The organism is Flavobacterium lacus (assembly GCF_003268815.1).
Lineage (GTDB): Bacteria > Bacteroidota > Bacteroidia > Flavobacteriales > Flavobacteriaceae > Flavobacterium > Flavobacterium lacus.
This window is the reverse complement of sequence record NZ_QLSV01000011.1, coordinates 112,886-133,804: the sequence shown is the minus strand read 5'-3', so window position 1 is coordinate 133,804 and position 20,919 is coordinate 112,886. Positions and strand designations below refer to the sequence as shown.

Here is a 20,919-nt window from a genome sequence, read left to right as displayed (position 1 = left end):
AACAGTTTTGCTATTGATGTGAAAACTTCCAACACAGAACCAGTAAGCTTGACCGTGTATGACATGGCCGGAAGATTATTGGAAGTGAAAGAAGTAAAAGCACAAGATGTAACCAACCACCAGTTTGGTGATCGTTATCCATCGGGTGTTTACAACGTGATTGTAACACAAGGTAATGAAACGAGAACCGTGCGAGTGGTGAAACAATAGAACAGAGGTGCTGAGGGACTGAGGTGCTGAGGGACTGAGGGACAGAGGTGCTGAGGTTCAAAGGTACTGAGTTAATAAAACCAGAACCTCCGAGCAATCGGAGGTTTTTTTGTTTTGCGATATATGTTAAATTATTAACATGGTAGCTACTTCATGGAAATTAAATCAACCCTTCGGAAATAACTTTAACAACAAGTTCAATAGTTGATTTGGTATTGGTTTTGGCTAATATATTTTTCCGATGCGAAGTGACCGTTTGCTTGCTGATAAATAATTTTTGTGCAATTTCTTCACTGTTGAAACTGTTAATCAAATATCCAACAATTTCTTTTTCCCGCCTAGTGAAAATTTCGTGCGAAGTTTTAAAAACTTCTTCCACATCGACGTCAATATAAGAAGGCTCTCCCTCTAATCCAATATAGGATAGTGTAGATTTATTACTTTTCTTTAAATGAGTGATGTCTGTATGAACAATAAGTGTCATCAAAATGTTTTTATCGTCATCAAATTGAACGGGGATAACTTGCTGTAATAATCTAACCGATTCACCGCTACTATTAATTACCCTATAATCGCAACTAATTTTATATTTTACTATCTTATCAGCAGGCAAGCTCCTAAAAAACTTCAAGTTAGAACTTTCATAGTTTAAGAAAGTGGCTTGATCATCTGGATGAATTTTAGACATAAAAAAGTCAAGTGTCATATCTTCCGGCTCATAGCCTAAAACATTTTTAATTTCCGGGCTTAAGTAGTTAAATTGAAGATTAGCAATGTCGAAAAAGAAGTAATAAAAGTTGCCAACATGAAAAATATCTAATAGCTTTTTGTGCATAGTCAGCTCAAAAACCTCGTCTCGCAGAATCCCATCATTTGCCGCCATCTGCCATATTTTCTGCATTTCTGCATAAAACTTTAATTTCATAAAGTGCTGGATTAGAATTGTAAATATATATTAAAATTCCATTTATTTTTCATTAATTTTCTTAAAAAATACCTACTTATAGGTATTTTTTAAGAAAAAATTAATAGTTATTTTTGTAAATCTGAGTTTAGAGATATCAACTATAGGTAAGATTTAAAACTTAAAAAGTAGTTTTTTTATCGAATGTTACTACTTTTTTTAAATCAGTAATAGAAATCACTGTTTAGAAAATCCGTTTTTGTCCACCCCAAACTACGATTAAAAAAACCTACAAAGTCATTATTACTAATTATTAAATCATCGTTATGAAAAACTTTTATTTTATTCTTTTTGTAGTCATATTTCTCTCAGTTAACAATGCATATGGACAAACTGTTCACATTAATCCTGCTACAAATGGCGGATTTGAGAGCGGTGCTACATTTGAAGCAAATGGCTGGACTGCTACAACAGGAACTTCATCTCAAAACCAATGGGTTTGTAGTACCGGTGCAACAGTAGGTTTTTCAGGTTCCAGATGTGCTTATGTATCTAACAATACTGCTGCTATTCCACCACCACATACTTATACAATTGATGCAACCAGAAGAACTCATTTGTACAGAGATGTAACAATTCCTGCGGGAAATACTCTTATTGAATTAAGTTTTAGTTGGATTGGTAGAGGTCAATCCAATACTGATTTGATGAGAGTTTGGCTTGCCCCAACCTCTTTCACACCTAGCTATGGCAGTGTAATTGTAGCATCAGGTTCTGCTCCAATAGGAACAATATTAGTAGGAAATTATCAAAATCAAGCTTCTTGGGCAAGTGCTTCTGTTAATTTATCATCTGTTTATGCCGGACAAACTTTCCGTTTGATTTTTGAGTGGGTTAACAACAATAGCATAGGTACTCAACCACCAGCTGCAATTGACAATGTTTCTTTGACTTCAGAACCGTATAATGATGATTGTTCATCATCATTTGCATTAACTGTTAATCCAACTTCAACATGTACAACATCTACAATTGGCACATCAGCATTTGCGACACAATCTCAAAGTGGATGTGGCGGGACAGCTGATGATGATGTTTGGTTCAATTTTGTGGCTACTTCAACATTGCATACTGTAACAGTAACGCCAAACACTTTGAGTGATGCTGTTCTACAAATATTCAATGGATCATGCGGTTCTTTATCAAGCATTGTTTGTCAAGATTTAACCGCATCAAGTTCTCCTGAAGTTGCAACCGTAACAGGATTAACGATTGGGGTAACATATTATATAAGAGTGTACAGTTATGGCAGTAGTAGCGGTAACCGTGGTTCATTTTCGGTCTGTGTAACTACTCCTGCGGATCCTTGTGCTTCTATCGCTGTAATTAGTGGGTGTGGAGCAGTAAATGATGTAATAATAGCATCTGGAACAGGTATATATCCAAATTCATCATGCGGAAATTCTACACCTGGTTTAGAGAGAATTTATTCATTTACTCCAACTGTTTCAGGAACTTTTGCCATTCAACAATTGAGTTCTTTTAATACAATTAATTATCAATACAAAGCGGATTCAACAGGTTGTAATAATACAGGATTTACATGCATTCAAGCACTAAATGGTGCTCAAACGAGCTATACCTTTTATATGTCGGCAGGAACAACTTATTACATTATGATTGATCCACAAAATAGCAGTGGAGGAGATGTGAGTTTTCAGGTGAATTGTTTGACTGCTCCTTGCACTGCCGGTGATGGAGTCGGGACTTCTGCTTTAGGCTGTCCATCTGTAGCATCAGGAGGATTAGGTCTAAGTGGTGCAAATCCAGACCCAATAGCATGTGACGCTCCAAGCACATGTACAACATTGGAAGCAAATTACTTAAAATTAGGGCAAACGACCAATTATACTGTTGAATCAATTGTTTATGCACCACCTTATCAATTTGAATGTTTAGAAAACCCCTTGAGTACTAATATTGATGATTCTTGGTCTGAAGAAATCTTTTTGCCTTTTTCATTCTGCTTTTTTGGAAACACCTATAACTCATGTTTAATAGGTTCTAATGGTACATTAACTTTCGACACTTCAAATGCAAGTAGTTATGCGGGATGGCAATTTGCAAATAATTTACCAAGTACAGTTGGTGCTTTATTTAACAATACTATTTATGGCGTTTATCATGATATTGACCCTACCAAAGGTGGTACTGTTGGATGGGAGCTAATTGATCTTGATAGCGGATGTAGAGCATTAATTGCCTCATGGCACGACATACCAATGTATTCAAACGATTGTAATTCAATTCTCTATACAGGAATGATGGTGCTTTATGAAGGCTCAAACGTAATTGAGGTTTATATAGAAGAAAAAAATGTTTGTCCAACTTGGAACGGAGGTAATGCTGTTGTAGGGATTCAAAACAGTATAGGATCGCAAGCAGTGGTAGCTCCTAATAGAAACTCGTTAAGTCCCGACTGGACCGTTACAAATGAGGCATGGCGTTTTGTTCCATCAGGTGCACCAATTACAACTTTAGAATGGTTTGAGGGATCTGGAACTGCCGGTACTATGATTGGTACAACTGACACTATAGAAGTTTGTCCATCAACAACAACAACTTATACAGCAAGAGTAACTTATCAACTTTGCAATGGATCAACAGTAGTTGAAACAGATGAAACTGAAGTTGCGGTAATTGTAAGTGAGAATATAACTTATTATGCAGATGCTGATGGAGATGGTTTTGGTAATGATGCTGTAACTACGTTAGCTTGTTCTCAACCTTCAGGCTTCGTAGCCGTAGGCGGAGATTGTAATGACAATAACAACACCATCTTCCCCGGAGCAACAGAAATCTGCTACGATGGTTTAGACAACGATTGTGATGGTATTATTGACAATGGCTGTACACCAATTGTTTCAGTGGTATTGCCTACTCAGTGTGGTACGACATTACCATTTGTAAACAGTTATGTGTATGCTGCTTTAGTGCCGGGAGCTCAAGGTTACCGCTTTAGAGTAACCAATACTGCAACGAATGATGTGCAAACCATTGATCAATTGTTACGAGGTTTCCGTTTTACACAATTGACTACTTATGCCTTTAACACGACCTATTCCATAGAAGTTTCAGTGCGAATTAACAACGTATGGCAACCGTTCTACGGAACCCCCTGTACAGTTTCCACACCGGATACTATTACGCAGGTTCAGGCCTCGCAGTGCAACACTACGTTGAGTAATTTGAATAACTCAATTATTGCTAACATTGTGCCGTTTGCAACCGGCTACCGCTTTAGAATCACGAATACATTGAATCCAATTGATGTACAAACAATTGATCGTCCGATTAGAGATTTCAGAATGAGTTCGTTGTCGAACATCCAGTTCAACACGACGTATAATGTGGATGTTGCGGTTAGAAATACAGATGGCACATACTTATCGTATGGTCCGGTATGTAACATCACTACTCCGTTATTCCCAACGATTGGCTTGCAAGATGCTCAGTGTGATGAATACCAAGTGATTTCAAACACAGAAACATTATTTGCAGAGTCTTATCCAGGTGTTGAACAGTACCGTTTCTTGTTAGAAAACGTAAGTCAGCCTTATAGCCAGACGTTTGATAGACTTTTGCGAACAGTAACGTTGAATAACTTCACCGGATTACTACCTGGTACAACTTACACTGTTAGAGTAGCAATACGTTTGAATGGTGTTTGGGGACCTTACGGTAAGTCTTGTAGTATTATTACTCCAGGAGCCGGAAGACCGGATGCAGTTTCAAGAATGGATGCAACCAATGTAAATGAGTTCAAAGCGATTGCTTATCCAAACCCATTTGCAAACAGTTTTGCTATTGATGTGAAAACTTCCAACGCAGAACTAGTACGCTTGACGGTTTATGACATGACGGGAAGACTTTTAGAAGCAACCGAGGTAAAAGCACAAGATGTAACCAACTATCAGTTTGGAGATCGTTATCCATCGGGTGTTTACAATGTGATTGTAACGCAAGGGGATGAGACGAGAACGGTGCGGGTGGTGAAACAATAGAACAGAGGTGCTGAGGGACTGAGGTGCTGAGTTAACTTAAGAGAAATCTCCGAGTAATCGGAGGTTTTTTTTTGGTGTTTTTTCAGATTCTCATTCAAACGCTGCAATTACTCATTTACCGATTAACTTCTAAAAGGATAACTTATATTTGTTATTCAAATGAAGTTTATGAAGAAGTTGTCCGTTATATTCTTTTTGTATTGCTGTTGTTTTACAGTTGCTTTTTCGCAAAGCAAAACAGCAGATAGTTTAAAGCATGTCTTGAGTAAATCTAAAAGCGATATTGAAAAAGTGCAGCTTCTCAATGAAATTGCGGATTGTTACAAAAGTAGTAATCCGGTTTTGATGAAGGATTATGCTTCAAAAGCATTAGTATTAGCAAAAAAGATAAACTACAGAAAAGAAGAAGCCACCGCCTTGCTCAATTTAGGAATTGCCAAAATAATTACAGGAAATTATCCTGAAGCATTGGATTTTTTCTCGCAAGCCAAAGTGGTGTATGAAAATGAATTGGCTGTTAATGTAAAAGACAATCGCAAACTTAAAAACGGTTTAGCGAGAGTATATGGAAGTATGGGTGTTGTTTTTTCGGAACAAAGTAATTATGCCAAAGCTCTTCAATACCATTTTAAAGCGGTTACCCTTTATGAAGAAACAAAAGAAGAAGAAAAATTAGCACGTGTTTTTAATAATATCGGCATTGTCTACCGTGCGCAAAAAGAAGATTTCAAAGCGTTGGATTACTTTAGTAAAGCTCAAAAAATTCAAGAAAAAGTGGGTGATCCAACCGTTGGCATTACTTTAACCAATATTGGAAATCTTCATTTAAAACAGAATAACCTCAAAGAAGCAGATGATTATTATTCGAAAGCAAAACACTATTTCGAAAAATTTCCAAATCCTCGGGGTTTGGGGGAGTTGTATAATAATCTGGGATTGCTTTATCAGAAAAAGTCAACTCCAACAAAAGCGATAGAGAGTTGGAATTTAGCTCTTCAAACGTTCGATTTAATTGAGGATAAATTCGGTAAATCTGACACCTATCTGTTCATGGGCGAGTATTTTTATGGGCAAAATAATTGGAAGGAAGCATTACAATATGCCCAAAAAGCAGCCGAATTATCCGAGCAACTCAATGTATTGGAAGGAACAGCCTTAGCCGAAAAATTAATGAGTTCCATTTATGAAAAACTCAATCAACCTACCGAAGCATTCAACCATTTTAAATTATATAAAACGGCACAAGACAGCTTGATTAATCACGAAAATATTAGAAAAAGTGTGCAAGCCGAAATGAATTATGAGTTTGAAAAGAAAGAAGCCATTAAGAACAAAGAAGCCGAAAAGAGAGCCTTACTTCTTTCTGAACAGTCCAAAAGAAAAACATTGCAGTCCATTTTTATCGGGTTATTTGCTTTATTGTTAATGGGAATTGCTTTTTTGATTTACAACCGTATTCAGTTAAAGAAAAATTTAATACTACAAAAAGAATTGGCAGAATACGAGCAAAAAGCCTTACACCTGCAAATGAATCCGCACTTTGTATTCAATTGTTTGGGTTCCATCTCCAGTTTTATTGTGCAAAACGGAACGGATTCAGCCATCAAATACTTATCAAAATTTTCCAAGTTGATGCGATTGACCTTGGAATACTCTAAAGAATCACTTATTCCAATCGATAAGGAAATGGAGAGTTTACAAAATTACTTGGAATTAGAACAACTTCGTTTTAACAATGTATTCGAATTTAAACTATCAAAAAGTAATGATATTGAAGATGACATGGCAATTCCACCATTACTTTTGCAACCTTTTGTTGAAAATGCCATAATTCATGGTTTGATTCCAAAAAAAGAAAACGGGACTATTTCCATATACTTTTCCATCGATAAAGACAATCTTGTCTGCACGATTTTAGACGACGGAATTGGGTTTGATAAATCCAAAGAAATGAAAGAAAACCTCGTTGCGATTCACAAATCGATGGCCTTGGACATTACCAAAAAGCGATTGGAAATGATGGAAGCGTCCACCGCTCAAAAAGCGAACGTGGAAATCAAAGAAATAAAAAATGAGTTAGGCGAAATTCAAGGCACAAAAGTCGTACTGAATTTACCTATTCAATATATAAAATAAATAACCGGTTTGTGATTCAACCTGACACGAGCCCAGATGGCGACTGGCGAAGCAAACCTGAAACTTGAAACCTGAAACCTGAAACAAAAAAATGACAACAGCTCTATTAATCGACGACGATGCCAACTTAAGAGCCGGAATGCGGCAAATGCTTTCGCGGTATGCACCCGATATTTCGATAGTCGGTGAAGCGGATAGTGTTTTAACCGGTGTAGAAGCGGTTCAACGTTTGAAACCAAACGTTTTGTTTCTTGACATTCAATTAACCGACGGAACAGGTTTTGATGTATTGGAAAAAATAGCTGAGCTGAATGGAAAAATCACTTCACAAGTGGTGTTTATCACCGCTCACGAACAATATGCCATCAAAGCCTTTCGCTTTAGTGCATTGGATTTTTTATTGAAACCGGTTGACCCGGATGAATTGCAAAAAGTGATTCAAAAGATTAAAGCGGTTTTGTCTAAAAGTGATAATTATGCTCACATTGATTTGCTGTTGGAAAACATTCGTAAAAAAGTAGATCATTTCAAACGTATTGCACTTTCAACTTCAGACGGCATTCATTTATTTGAAATCAGCGATATCATCCGATGTGAAAGCGAAGACAATTACACCAAGTTTTACATCAAAAACAATAAACCGATTTTGATTTCCAAAACATTAAAAGAATATGAAGATTTGTTAACGGAACATGGTTTTGAACGCATTCATCAATCGCATTTAATCAATTTGGCGTATTTAAAATCGTATATTAAAAAGGATGGCGGTTATGTGGTGATGGCTGACAATAGCAATTTGCCAATATCACAACGAAAAAAAGAACGGTTACAGGAATTGTTGAAGATGATGTAGCGAATTCTAAGTGAAAGCGATTGAATACTCAATTGTTAAAAATAAAATCAAAATACAAAATTAACTTTGTAAATAAATTGAACATTATGAAAAAATTTTTATACTTACTCTTGTTTTTATCCGGTGTTGCTACTGCTCAGATTGGAATTAATAATCCTACACCCTATAATGTTTGTGAGTCTATACCAAATAGCAATGTTGCATTATTTTATTTACCATTTAAGAATACTGAAATTTTCGGGACTTTAAATCCAAATAATTATATTATTGAATATTATTCTGATTCTGAACTTACTATTCAAATAAGCACTCCTTACTCATCATCAAGCACAACTATTTACATTAAAGTAATTGACAATTTGGATCCAACAGTATTTCAAATAACAAGTTTGGACTTAATTGTAAGGACTAAACCTGATGTTTCTTTAAATGTTACTCAGCCTACTTGTAATACTGAAAGTAGTGTATTTTTTTCAGGATTACCTGCTGGTAATTGGTATTTGAGGATAAATGGTTCTAATAGTCTCCAATCTTATAATACACCAACTCATACGATTTCAAATATTCCACCTGGGAATTACACCTATCAAATTTTAACACCTCCAAATTGTTTTAGTGAAATTTATTCTGTTGCTATTTCAGCACCTACGGGAGTACCTGTACTGAGTTCTCCGCCTGAATTGCGTGGATATGAAAATCCTTTTGACGGCATAATGACTTTTGATTTAACTTCCCAAGAAAACAATATAATTGGCTCTCAAACTGATCTTGAATTAACCTATTATACTAATATTTTAGATGCCCAAAATAATTCAAATCAAATATTAAATCCTACAGCATATCAAAATTTATCAAATCCACAAACGATTTGGACAAGAGTTCAAAATACAAATACAAATTGTTATCAAATTATAGATTTTAAAATTAGAGTTTTCGATTCCAGTACAATTGTCTATATACCGGATTCAAATTTTAAAAGCCGTTTATTGTCGGCAAGTCCATCAAATCAAATTGCTTTCACTTTTTTAGGAGGTTTTGGAGGCTACGGAACTATCGACATTAATTCAGATGGTGAAATTCAAATTAGTGAAGCTTTAAATGTTATAGCATTAAATTTAAATTCTTCATCTCCTGATAGTCAAAAGATATCTAGTTTAATCGGTATAGAAGCTTTTACTAATGTATCAAATTTAAATTGTTCTTCTAATTTATTAACAACTTTAAATATTACACCATTAATAAATAACTTTCTTCGAGTTTTAGATTGTTCATTTAATAATTTGGAGGATTTTGATTTTAATTCACTCGGTCAAAATATTGATATATTAAAATGCTCTGGAAATAATTTATCTTCTTTAAATATCAATAATTTAGTAAATTTATATGAACTTCATTGCAGTTATAATCAGTTAACTGAATTAGATATTTCTCCCTTTCACTTAAAGACTTTGAATTGTAGTAACAATCAAATTACTTCTTTGAATTTTGGATATCCGGAGGAAATGATAAATCTAAATATTTCACAAAACCAAATAACCAGCCTTGATTTAGCATCTTTTTCCTCAAATTTAATTCATCTCAGATGTGATAATAATTTAATTCCAGATTTGGATTTTTCAAATGTAAATCCATTGTATCTTTCTTGTGGTCCACTTTCGACACCTATTCAAATAGAAAACTGTACCAATTTACGGACCTTAAGTTTATTCGATACTGAACAAGAAATTATAAATTTTAGTAGTTTAACAAATTTAACCTCAGTTTTATTTTGGAATACTAATATGAATACAATCGATTTATCAAGTGCAACAAATCTAACTGATTTTCAAGTATACAATGCTCAGAATTTAACATATATAAATCTTAAATGTGGAAGAACGTGGTATGGTGCAGTTGGAAATTCATATTCCTATCCTATAAAAATTTCATCGTGTCCAAATTTAACATTTATTTGTTCAGATGAAGTAAACATTAGTAAAATAAATGAAGTTATAGCTTATTATTCGGCAAATAGTCAAATGGTTAATATTAATTCTTACTGTAGTTTTATCCCAGGAGGGGATTACAACATAATCTCAGGCAACGTTCATTTTGATTCAAATGATAACGGTTGCGATGAAAACGACATTTCCATTCCTTTTTTCAGATTAGCTGTAGATGTTGATGCCGTAACCACCAATTCCTCTGTTTTTACAAATAATAACGGCGTGTATAATCTTTATACTGCTACAGAAGGTCAATACGCTTTAATTCCGGTCCTAGAAAATCCTTCTTACTTCACCGTGTCTCCCGAACCGGGAATTGCTATTATTGAAGAAATTGATAATTCAACAGCCACATTAGATTTTTGTATCACGGCAAATGGCATTCATCCTGATTTAGAAATAATTATCGCACCGGTCACTCCGGCTCGTCCAGGATTTGAAGCAGAATATTTACTAGTTTACAAAAACAAAGGAAATCAAATACTTTCACAACAATATGGGGTTAATTTTTTCTACAATCAAAATTTGATGCAATTGGTATCAACATCGGTTGCACCCTCATCACAAGGGCCTGGCGGGATGCAATGGGATTATGTTAATTTACTACCGTTTGAATCCAGAAGTATAGTTGTAACCATGGCCATTAATCCACCAACAGATCCTGAAAATCCGGTTAATATTGATGATGAGTTAACTTTTACAGCAGTTATTCTTCCGCAATCAGGAGATGAAATCGTGCAAGACAATACCTTTGTTTTAAACCAAACCGTGGTAGGCTCCTATGATCCAAACGACATTAATTGTTTGCAAGGCGATATTGTTCCTCCCTCAGAAATTGGAAATTTTTTACATTATCTGGTCCGCTTTGAAAATACAGGAACAGCTCCGGCTGAAAATGTAGTAGTAAAAGTAGAAATCGACCCAAATCAATTTGATAGTAATTCGTTACAGTTGTTATCTACATCCCATGGAGCTTATGCTCGCATGAGTGGGAATAAATTAGAATTCATTTTTGAAAATATTCAATTGGAGTCGGGCGGTCATGGCAATATCTTATTAAAAATGAAAACCAATCAAACGTTGCAAGTGGGTGATTATGTAGAGAAAAAAGCAAACATCTATTTCGATTATAATTTCCCTATCGAAACCAACGAAGCAGAAACGTTATTTGAAGCATTGAGTGTGGTCAATCCGATTTTGGATAATTTGATATTCATCTACCCCAATCCGGTGAAAGATGTTGTCAATATTACCATCAAAGATAACTCCACAATCAAAACCATTGAATTGTATGATGTTCAAGGAAGATTGTTGCAAACGAAATTAGTAAACAGTGTTACATCCGAATTAAATTTAGCAGAAAGAGCTAATGGGATGTATTTTATAAAAATCAATACCGACAAAGGAAGTAAAGTTGAAAAATTGATTAAAGAATAAGTGGTTTAAATTAATTTTAGTTAGAAAACTCATGTATTTTTATGCATGAGTTTTTTTGTTCATGACAACTAGTGAATTTGTTTAAAAATCAACCTTTAGTAGTTGAAAACGGAATTAAAATTCTTACTATTGCAAAACTAATCCAATGCTGGAAACAGAATATAAAATTCAATAACCAAATAAATACAAAAATGAAAAAAACAATCTTCTTTTTAAGTACAATTTTACTTGTAGGTTTTTCATCCTGTTCAAGTGATGACGATTCTACGCCAAACCCAAGCTCGGATATTTTAGTTAAAAAAGTCATCTATCAAGAGGAAGGTGGTTTTAATGAAGAAATAACCTTTACTTACAACGGAACTAAATTGGTGCAAGGGGTTTATGATGATGGAACCATTGAAAAGTACTACTACAGCGGAGACTTAATCACAAAAATTGAATATGTTTTTGAAGGAGAAGTAGAAGATCAAGATTTATTTGCCTATGATTCTGAAGGAAGATTGGTTGAGCATAAATACCAAGATTTAATAGATGATTTCGAAGATAAAAGTTTGTTTGTGTATAATGACAATAATACTATCACTAAAACCACTATTACGGGTGCAATAGGCAATTCTCAGACAACGGGTTTTACTAGTACATTAACTATTCAAAATAATGAAATTAGCTCAATCGTTCAAACCGGTGGTCTAACTTACACCTACACTTATGATGCAAAAAATAGTCCGTTTAAAAATGTAACAGGTTATTCTGAAATAGCTTATTCTATTCAAGGTGATTTTGAATTACATGGAAATACCAGAAACATTATCACTATTACTGAAAACAATTCCAGTTACACTAGTAATACCATAACCTATAATTCTGCCGATTATCCTGTCTCAATCGTTTCTCAGGCTTATTTTGACGCACAAAATTTCCCGAATGTATTTGAAACAATGACGGTGCAATTTATTTATGAATAAGTACATAATAGAACATTTTTTTTCGAAAACTCACGTATTTATATGCGTGAGTTTTTTTATTTTTAGCCTGTATATAGGAAATTAGCAATATTTATACTAAATTTAACGAAATCGTTTCGAATAAAATTTTAACAATCCTACTTTATTTCGTAATTTCGCAACAAACAAAATGTATACCTATTAATTTTTTATAAAATCATGTCAAAAACTGCAATATTAAAATTTGATGGCAAGGAGTATGAGTTTCCTGTAATCGTAGGAAGTGAAAATGAAGCTGCTATCGACATCGAACAATTACGTGCTTTAACCGGTGCGATTACGCTTGACCCGGGTTATAAAAACTCCGGTTCTTGCAAAAGTGAAATTACCTTTTTAGATGGTGAGGAAGGAATTCTTCGCTACCGTGGGTATTCAATCGAAGAATTAGCTGAAAAAGCTGACTTCCTTGAAGTTTCCTATTTGTTGATCTTTGGGGAATTACCAACTAAAGCACAATTAGAAAAATTCGAAAACGATATTCGCAAATATACGTTGGTGAACGAAGAGATGAAAAACATCATCGACGGTTTCCCAAAAACAGCTCATCCAATGGGTGTGTTGGCTTCTTTGACCAGTGCGTTAACCGCTTTTAATCCAAAGTCGGTTAATCCACACAATGAGAAGGAAATGTATGAAGCAGTTTGTAAAACCATGGGTAAATTTTTAGTAATTGCCACTTGGACGTACCGTAAATCAATGGGCTATCCGTTAAATTACTACGATAACACCAAAGGCTATGTAGAAAATTTTATGCATTTGATGTATGAATTGCCAACCGGTCCTTATAAAATTGACCAAACGGTTGTCAATGCTTTAGATAAATTATTCATTTTGCATGCGGATCATGAACAAAATTGTTCTACTTCAACTGTGAGAATCGTAGGTTCTTCGCATGCCGGTTTGTTTGCATCGATTGCTGCGGGCGTTTCAGCCCTTTGGGGACCGCTTCACGGTGGAGCTAATCAAGCCGTTTTGGAAATGTTGGAAGAAATTCACAAAAATGGTGGTGATGTAGATAAATATGTATTAAAAGCAAAAGACAAAGACGACGCCTTCCGCTTGATGGGATTTGGTCACAGGGTTTATAAAAACTTTGATCCAAGAGCCAAAATCATCAAAAAAGCGGCCGATGATGTTTTAAATTCATTAGGCATTGATGATCCATTGTTAGACATCGCTAAAAAATTAGAAAAAGTAGCGTTAGAAGATGACTACTTTAAATCAAGAAACTTATATCCCAACGTTGATTTCTATTCCGGAATTATTTACCGTGCGTTAGGCATTCCATCTGAAATGTTTACCGTTATGTTTGCCATCGGTCGTTTACCGGGTTGGATTGCACAATGGAAAGAAATGCGAGTGAACAAAGAACCAATCGGAAGACCACGTCAGGTTTATGTTGGTTCGCCGTTAAGAGCATTTGTTCCGGTTGAGAAGAGATAAGTTATATAAAATATTGTTAATAAGTTGATTAGCCTTACATATAGTAAGGCTTTTTTTGTTAATAAATATTTAATGTTTCGTTAAAGGTTTTCGTTAATATATTTCTTACTTTTAAGTATTAACTTTTAAATCAATATATTATGAAATCAAAGTCTTATCTAGTTTTATTTTTTTGTATTTTTCTAAATTACAATTACGGACAAAATACTACTTATGGTGTAAATGCAAACCCAAATAATTATGGGCAACTTAATACGGCATTTGGTAGAAGTGCATTGTTCAGTACGAATAATGATAGCAATGAAAATGTAGCAGTTGGTGATTCAGCTTTACATAAAAATTCTTCAGGATTTTATAATATAGGAATTGGTGTTAATTGTTTATTTTCTAATACCACTGGGTCAAGAAATGTATCTTTAGGTAGAAATTCTCTAAAAGATAATAATGTTGGTGACGGCAATGTTTCCATTGGCGATAATACTATGCAATTTAATCTTAATGGGGGATATAATGTTGCCATTGGGTCACAAGCGTTAAGAGAAAATAATTCTGGAGAAACTAATGTAGCGGTTGGCAAATATTCTCTTTATAGTAATAGAGGTACTGATAATATTGCAATTGGTCATAGATCTTTTAGCGGTATTGGGACTAATAATCAAAAAATATCACCCACACATCAAAATAATGGCTCAAATAACATTGGTATTGGGAGTCAGAGTTTAAATTTATTGACTTCAGGTAGTTTTAATGTTTCCTTTGGTAGCAGAGCATTTAATAATTTAGATAATGGAAGTAATAATGTTGCTTTAGGATGTAAAAGTGCAGAAAATTTCATTTCAGGTAATAACAATGTTTTTATAGGTTCAGTGCAGGTAGATCCAAATCAAACAACTTTCAGTAACAGAATTATTATTGCAACAGGAGGAGCAAACAACGGCGGATTCGGTGCTCAAAGAATATATATTGATGGAAATGGTTATACTGGTATTAGTTTAGGAAATCATCAGATACCTCAAAATCGATTAGAAATTGGTGCTGGAGGAATCTCTAATACAGCTGGTCTTCGTTTTAGAATGATTAATAGTAATAGTACGCCAAGACCTACAAACGGAAGAGTGTTAACAGTAAATGAAAATGGTGATGTGATATTGACAACAGATCAAGGTTCTGGCGGATCTACTTTAATTATAAATGGATTAAATACAGAAGTTACTGGAACAGGTGTTGTTTCAAGTCCCTATCAAATTAACGCAGAAAATATTTATACTCACGATGGCACTTTATCCTCAAACAGAATTGTTACAATGGATAATAATTTTATGATTTTTAATACTGGTGGAAATACTACTACTACTGGTGGTAGAATCTATATCGGAAATTCAACAGCTTTTACTACTGGTGTCGCAGGTACAAATTTTCCTATATTTGAAGGTATTGATCCTGCTAATACAAGAGATTTTAGATTATATGTAGAGGGAGGTGTATTAACAGAAAGAATTAAAGTAGCATTAAGAAGCACTGCAAACTGGGCAGATTATGTTTTCGCTGATGATTACCAGTTAAAATCACTCAAAGAAGTCGAAGCTTACATTAAAGCACACAAACATTTACCAAGTATTGAATCTGCTCAAGAACTAGTTGAAAACGGTCTTGATTTAGCCGAAATGCAAGCCAAACAAATGGGTAAAATTGAGGAGTTAACTTTGTATATTATCGAACAAGATAAAAAATTAGAACAACAAAGTAAGGATATTGAGGAGTTGAAAGCTTTGGTGAAAGTTTTAATGGATAAAAAATAATATAAGTTTAACTAAACTATTTAATTATGAAGAACTTATATAAACTATTCTTTTGCCTATTATTCTTTAATGTTAATTCGCAAAATGATTTACAAAATGCAAATTGGTCACTTTTTGATAGAGGAGGTTTGAATTTTTCAGGTAATGGACCTTATGTTGTATCACCTATTACTACAAATATCGAAAGTAATAATTCGTCTTCAACAGCCTCTGTTTCAGATCGTGATGGGAATTTATTATTTTATACAGATGGACACTCAGTATGGAATGGTAATAATGACTTGGTACAAAATGGTGTAGGACTATTATTTCAAGGAGGAGATTATACGCAAAATATTGTTATCATTCCCAATCCATTAGATATTAATAGGTATTATATTGTATCAATTTCATCAGGACAGTTAAATACTTACGGTCCGAATGTCGGTTTAATTTATTCCGAGGTTGATATGTCAAATGGAATTGGAGAGGTAATTCTAGCAAATAGAAATACTCATTTAAGAGATAATAACAATATTCCAATCGATGAAGATAGACCAATTAATTATGGTAAGATTACCTCCGCGGCTCATGCAAACGGGATAGATTATTGGTTAATAGCTGAGGTAGGAACTCAAATTTTTGTTTATTTGGTAGATGGTGGTGAAAATGGATTTACTTTAGTGAATACATTTAATTCACCATTAAATAACATTAGTTATATTCAACCAAATGGTTCGGTTTTTTCAAGTGCTAATGGTCCATTAAAAATATCCCCGAATAATGATGCTCTTTTAATAGGTTATTCTCAATCACTTCTCCCAAATAATTTCCCCGAAGCTGGGGTACTTTTTACAGCAGAATTTGATGATTTAAATGGAGATATTTTTAATTTTTTCCAATTACAAGTACCAACTAATTCTGTAGGATTATTAGGAGGTGCAGAATATTCCCCAAATGGACAAGTAGTTCACGAATTATGGTTAGATCATGCGGTGTCATCTTCATCAGAATTATTACTGGTTTTTAACCCTATTACACGAGTTTGGGAGTGGGTTCAAGGTGAACCGGTAGTGGAAATAAGTGAAGCAGGAAGTATTCTGCAAAGATCTAGAGATGGTATTGTATATTTTAATTACGGAAGTCATTCAATAGGTCACATAAATAATCCTAACAATTTAACAGCACAATTTGTTTACTCTCCAATCAATGTTGGTTCTCAAAATCCTATACTTTCATTAGGTTTACCTCAATGGGTTCAATCACAGAATTGTATTAGAACACTAACTACTTCCAATCAAATCACTTCATCACTTAATCAGGAGAGAAATAATTGGATTATAGCTTCTAACGAGATAATTAACAGCACAACAAGAGTAGTTTATCATGCTGGGGATTTCGTTGAATTAATTCCGGGTTTTGAAACAAGTGATAACTCACAATTTTCCGCTTACATTGAAGGTTGTTCCAATGACTTTCAATATCGTCCGGCAATATCTAAGCAATCAAAGGATATAGATACGACAACGCAGATAAATCAATCGTTGAAAAATATTACCATTTATCCAAACCCTTCCTCTAATACAATTGATATACAAGCAAACAATAAGTTTACAAAAGTAACCATTGTATCATTAGAAGGTAGAGTGGTTTATGACAAAGAAAATGGTAAAACCAATTCACTTCAAGTTGATGTGAGTGGTTTTGCTGATGGTGTTTACTTAGTGAACGTTGTAGATGAAAAAGGTAAGCTTAGTTCGCAAAAACTAATTAAAAACTAATTAAAAATTCATTTAATAAAAGCCTTCCTACAATGAAGGGTTTTATTTTTAATTAAAAATTGTTTTTTATTTTTTTTGACTAATTAAATGTATTTTTATACACTAAAATTATTTTCTTTAAATGATAGAATCTATTTCTATACAATCAATATCCGGAAAAAAGAAATCTTTTCAAAGGGAAATTACCTTTAATAAGTTTTTTTTTGATTTTTCTGAATTCAACCCTTCTGAGTTACAAAGCTTTGATTTAGAAATTGTATTTAAAATCCCTATAATTTCGTTCCGAAATAATGATTACAAATGGGTCAGCTGTGACAAAGAAAGAATTGCAAATGAGTTTTGCCCTAAGATTATCAAATTAGACAATGGCTTTTTTGTTCAACCCAATATTAATTATGGCATGTGGGAAATCAACCCAACACATCCAAAAACACTTTTTTGGCGATTCAATCCCCAAGATTCCAATCCAATTACTCAATATACAGGTAAAGAAAACGCAAAAAAAATTATTCAAGCAAATAATTCTTTCGATTTTTTTATTCAGCCCACTTTACTATTTTCACAACATAATGCGATCGAATTCAGTAGATCCAAAATTCCATTTACAGCCATAGCAACTTTTACAGATCATTGTGATTTTGACACACTCGAAAGTATTCAATTGCAAAGGGTATTCTTCAAAGAAAGAAATATAAAAGTTACAAAAGGTTTTTTTTTAAATCACTTTTCCAAAAGAGCTGACAATGCCTCTTATGAAAATGATTCAGAAGAATTATTGCAGTGGAAAAAGGACGGACACGAGTTGGCATACCATTCCTTATCACAGTCGTTAAAACCAATTGATGACAGTTTGGCAGATTTTTTTAATTTCAAGCCTCCTTTTGATCACATCGCAACTTGGATAGATCATGGATATCAACCTTATAATTTTACTCTTTATCAAAATAATAATATCGATGTGAATGAGTTTTCAACAAATTTAAAGAGTAAAAACATCAATATTCTCTGGAATTACATCGATTCGGGAACCTCCACAATAGGTGTAATCAATCAGTTAAACAGAAACGACTTTACATTAAGCAGTTTTTATAAAGGAATTCTAAATCATCCTTTTAAAGATAAACTCGCAATGATGATAAAGAATATTATATTTCATTTTTACGCTGACAGAGAATTAATTCTTAAATATGGAAAAACAGCCGGTAGTTTTAAACGTTTTTTTTATCAACGAAATGTAAAGTCCTTTTTTACTTTTATTAATTGTGTTTTTAGTTTGTTGATTCCTATTTTAAAAGTTTTTTTATTTTGGAAGTCTAATAAAAATAAACCATATAAATTGGCAAATTATTCTCCACTTTTTTTTAAACATAAGATTCTTGATAATGAGTTTTATATTTTTCAAACATTAGAAATGGTTGATTTTAAAAAAGCATTACAAAAAGAAAATATTCTTAAACTTATAGATGAGAAAGGAATATTCATCGCACATACTTATTTTGCTGTCCCGATGAAATTTCATACAGGAAGAATTTTTAAAAAACCTAATCAAGTTGATGATGAAGTAGCTCAAAATTTTGCCAATTTAGGAGAAAAGATAGCAAAAAATGAAATTTGGAATCCAACTCTAGTAGAATTGGTAGATTATTTAATTAAATTTGAAAGAACAGAGTTAGATGTTGATTCAGATGGAAAGATTGTCGTAGCAAACTCAATAGATTTAATACATAGAATAGTGAATTAATGGAAATTATTTTTTCTAAAGATAATGTTTGGTTAGCTAAATGGGATGACTTTGTGCAAAACGAAAATAGAGCATCACATCTGTTACTTTCAGATTGGAATAAAGCATTTAAATCCTATGGCTTTGATTTTGAAATTGGCCTTTTAGTTGAAAACGACAAAATTATTGGGGGATTTTCTGCGGTAATTGCAAAAGCTCTTTTTTTTAAGTTTTATATAGTTCCTTTTGGTCCCATTGTTTCTGATGGTTATGAAAGTAAAGTGAATGGATTAATCGAGAAAGTAATTGAAAGAGCTAAATTTTATAAATCGAGCTATTGTCACATTACAATCCCAGAAAATGCCGATGGAAACGAGCACGTTTTTAGAGAATTACCATCACTTCCTATTTTAAATAATGTACAAAAGGGGCATTTATTTAAATATGTTTATTCATCAAACGGTTTAAATTGGAAAACTGTAAATAATTTTGCGAATGAAGAAGATTTACTTTCAAGTTTTAGAGCATCAGTGAGAAGATATATTAGAAGTTCAGAAAGAAAACAACTTGAGCTACGATTTTTAGAGTCGGAAGTTGAGGTTAAGCTAGCCTATAATTTATGCTTGGAAAACGCAAAAAATCATAATTATTCGCTACGTGAGTGGAGTTCTTTTAAAGAGACTTTACTTTCCATGATTGAAAATAAAAAGGCTAAGTTTTTAGGAGCTTTTTACGAAAATGATATTAAAGGGGCCGCACTTATTGTTAAAGCAGGAAATTATTATACTTATATTTTAGGGGGAACTAAGAAACAAAAACCAGATTTTTTAGCCGGTCATTTTTTACATTGGCAGGCAATTAAATTATCTTTTTCTGAAAAATTAAGAGGTTATAACATCTCTTTAGGTGGTTCAAAAGGGGTGGTTGATTTAAAAAATAGTTATGCGGATAGTCAAATTTATTTTGAAAATTCAAAATACCATTGGGTTCTAAAACCAACTCACTTTAAGTTATATTTATTTTTTGAAAAGAAATTAAAAAATAATAAAAAGCTAATTTCTAAACTATTAAATCGAATAAAAAGATAATGATTAAAAAGATCAAACCCTATTTAAAAGTTAAAAAAATTGATGTCTTAATTTATTACATGACACCTGATTTCGTAACTTCTTTTCCTTCCCTAGATTATCAAATTGATAAACAAATAATAGATGCTAATAAAACAAAATATTCAATTACGGTTGATTCGATTTGCATTCACAAAAGTTTTCTGTTTAAAAAATTAAATATTCTCAAATTAATTCATAGAAAAGGACCAACTATAGGAGATTGTGTCACAATACCTAAATATAAAGGAAAATCCATTTACCCGTATGTAATTAATTATATTGCTAATGAGGTTTTAAAAGAAGATAATGAAGTTTTTATCATTGTTAATTCTGATAATTTAAGTTCAATACGTGGGATTGAAAAAGCAGGGTTTAAATTGTATACTAAAATTCAAGCTAAGCGGATTCTTCTTTTTTATTACAATGTAAGTTTAACAAAACAAGTAGATTAAGTAAAAAATAGTTTAATCAAACTATTAAAAATTAAGAATTAAC

13 protein-coding genes are annotated in these 20,919 nt (G+C 33.1%); 12 read left to right on the top strand and 1 reads right to left on the bottom strand.

All coding sequences use genetic code 11. The annotated features are described in order from the left end of the window. A partial coding sequence (locus B0I10_RS11695) for a T9SS type A sorting domain-containing protein (protein WP_146740351.1) occupies nt 1-210 on the top strand: 210 nt, incomplete at its 5' end. 160 nt (nt 211-370) lie between these two features. On the opposite strand, the gene B0I10_RS11690 is transcribed toward B0I10_RS11695, so the two are convergent. Next, on the bottom strand, nt 371-1,135 hold the full coding sequence (locus B0I10_RS11690; protein ID WP_112086693.1) for a LuxR C-terminal-related transcriptional regulator: 765 nt from the start codon (nt 1,133-1,135) through the stop codon (nt 371-373). 305 nt (nt 1,136-1,440) lie between these two features. On the opposite strand from B0I10_RS11690, the gene B0I10_RS11685 reads away from it, so the two are divergent. The 11 genes from B0I10_RS11685 to B0I10_RS11635 all read left to right on the top strand — a co-directional run bounded on the left by B0I10_RS11685 (nt 1,441) and on the right by B0I10_RS11635 (nt 20,876). Continuing rightward, nucleotides 1,441-5,178 carry a MopE-related protein gene (locus tag B0I10_RS11685; protein ID WP_112086692.1) on the top strand — a complete coding sequence of 1,246 codons (3,738 nt, stop codon included), beginning with the start codon at nt 1,441-1,443 and terminating at the stop codon, nt 5,176-5,178. A gap of 168 nt (nt 5,179-5,346) precedes the next feature. After that, nucleotides 5,347-7,314 (top strand): tetratricopeptide repeat-containing sensor histidine kinase, encoded by a 1,968-nt coding sequence (locus B0I10_RS11680; protein ID WP_181456945.1) that lies wholly within the window; start codon nt 5,347-5,349, stop codon nt 7,312-7,314. A 91-nt stretch (nt 7,315-7,405) separates the two neighbouring features. Next, nucleotides 7,406-8,167, top strand: coding sequence for a LytR/AlgR family response regulator transcription factor (locus B0I10_RS11675; protein WP_112086690.1), 762 nt, complete (start codon nt 7,406-7,408; stop codon nt 8,165-8,167). Between the two features lie 86 nt (nt 8,168-8,253). After that, nucleotides 8,254-11,589 carry a DUF7619 domain-containing protein gene (locus B0I10_RS11670; protein WP_112086689.1) on the top strand — a complete coding sequence of 1,112 codons (3,336 nt, stop codon included), beginning with the start codon at nt 8,254-8,256 and terminating at the stop codon, nt 11,587-11,589. A 191-nt stretch (nt 11,590-11,780) separates the two neighbouring features. Next, nucleotides 11,781-12,554 (top strand): hypothetical protein, encoded by a 774-nt coding sequence (locus B0I10_RS11665; protein ID WP_146740350.1) that lies wholly within the window; start codon nt 11,781-11,783, stop codon nt 12,552-12,554. 198 nt (nt 12,555-12,752) lie between these two features. Then, nucleotides 12,753-14,036, top strand: a complete 1,284-nt coding sequence (locus B0I10_RS11660) for a citrate synthase (RefSeq protein ID WP_112086687.1) — start codon at nt 12,753-12,755, stop codon at nt 14,034-14,036. 140 nt (nt 14,037-14,176) lie between these two features. Then, nucleotides 14,177-15,835 (top strand): autotransporter outer membrane beta-barrel domain-containing protein, encoded by a 1,659-nt coding sequence (locus B0I10_RS11655; protein WP_112086686.1) that lies wholly within the window; start codon nt 14,177-14,179, stop codon nt 15,833-15,835. A 26-nt stretch (nt 15,836-15,861) separates the two neighbouring features. Then, on the top strand, nt 15,862-17,595 hold the full coding sequence (locus B0I10_RS11650) for a 3-coathanger stack domain-containing protein (protein WP_112086685.1): 1,734 nt from the start codon (nt 15,862-15,864) through the stop codon (nt 17,593-17,595). A gap of 121 nt (nt 17,596-17,716) precedes the next feature. Next, nucleotides 17,717-19,336: a hypothetical protein gene (locus B0I10_RS11645; protein ID WP_112086684.1), complete on the top strand. Its 1,620-nt coding sequence runs from the start codon at nt 17,717-17,719 to the stop codon at nt 19,334-19,336. Beyond that, on the top strand, nt 19,336-20,403 hold the full coding sequence (locus tag B0I10_RS11640; protein WP_112086683.1) for a GNAT family N-acetyltransferase: 1,068 nt from the start codon (nt 19,336-19,338) through the stop codon (nt 20,401-20,403). Before B0I10_RS11645 ends, B0I10_RS11640 begins: the two co-directional genes overlap by 1 nt. Then, nucleotides 20,403-20,876 carry a hypothetical protein gene (locus B0I10_RS11635; RefSeq protein WP_112086682.1) on the top strand — a complete coding sequence of 158 codons (474 nt, stop codon included), beginning with the start codon at nt 20,403-20,405 and terminating at the stop codon, nt 20,874-20,876. Before B0I10_RS11640 ends, B0I10_RS11635 begins: the two co-directional genes overlap by 1 nt. The last annotated feature ends 43 nt before the right edge of the window (nt 20,877-20,919 follow it).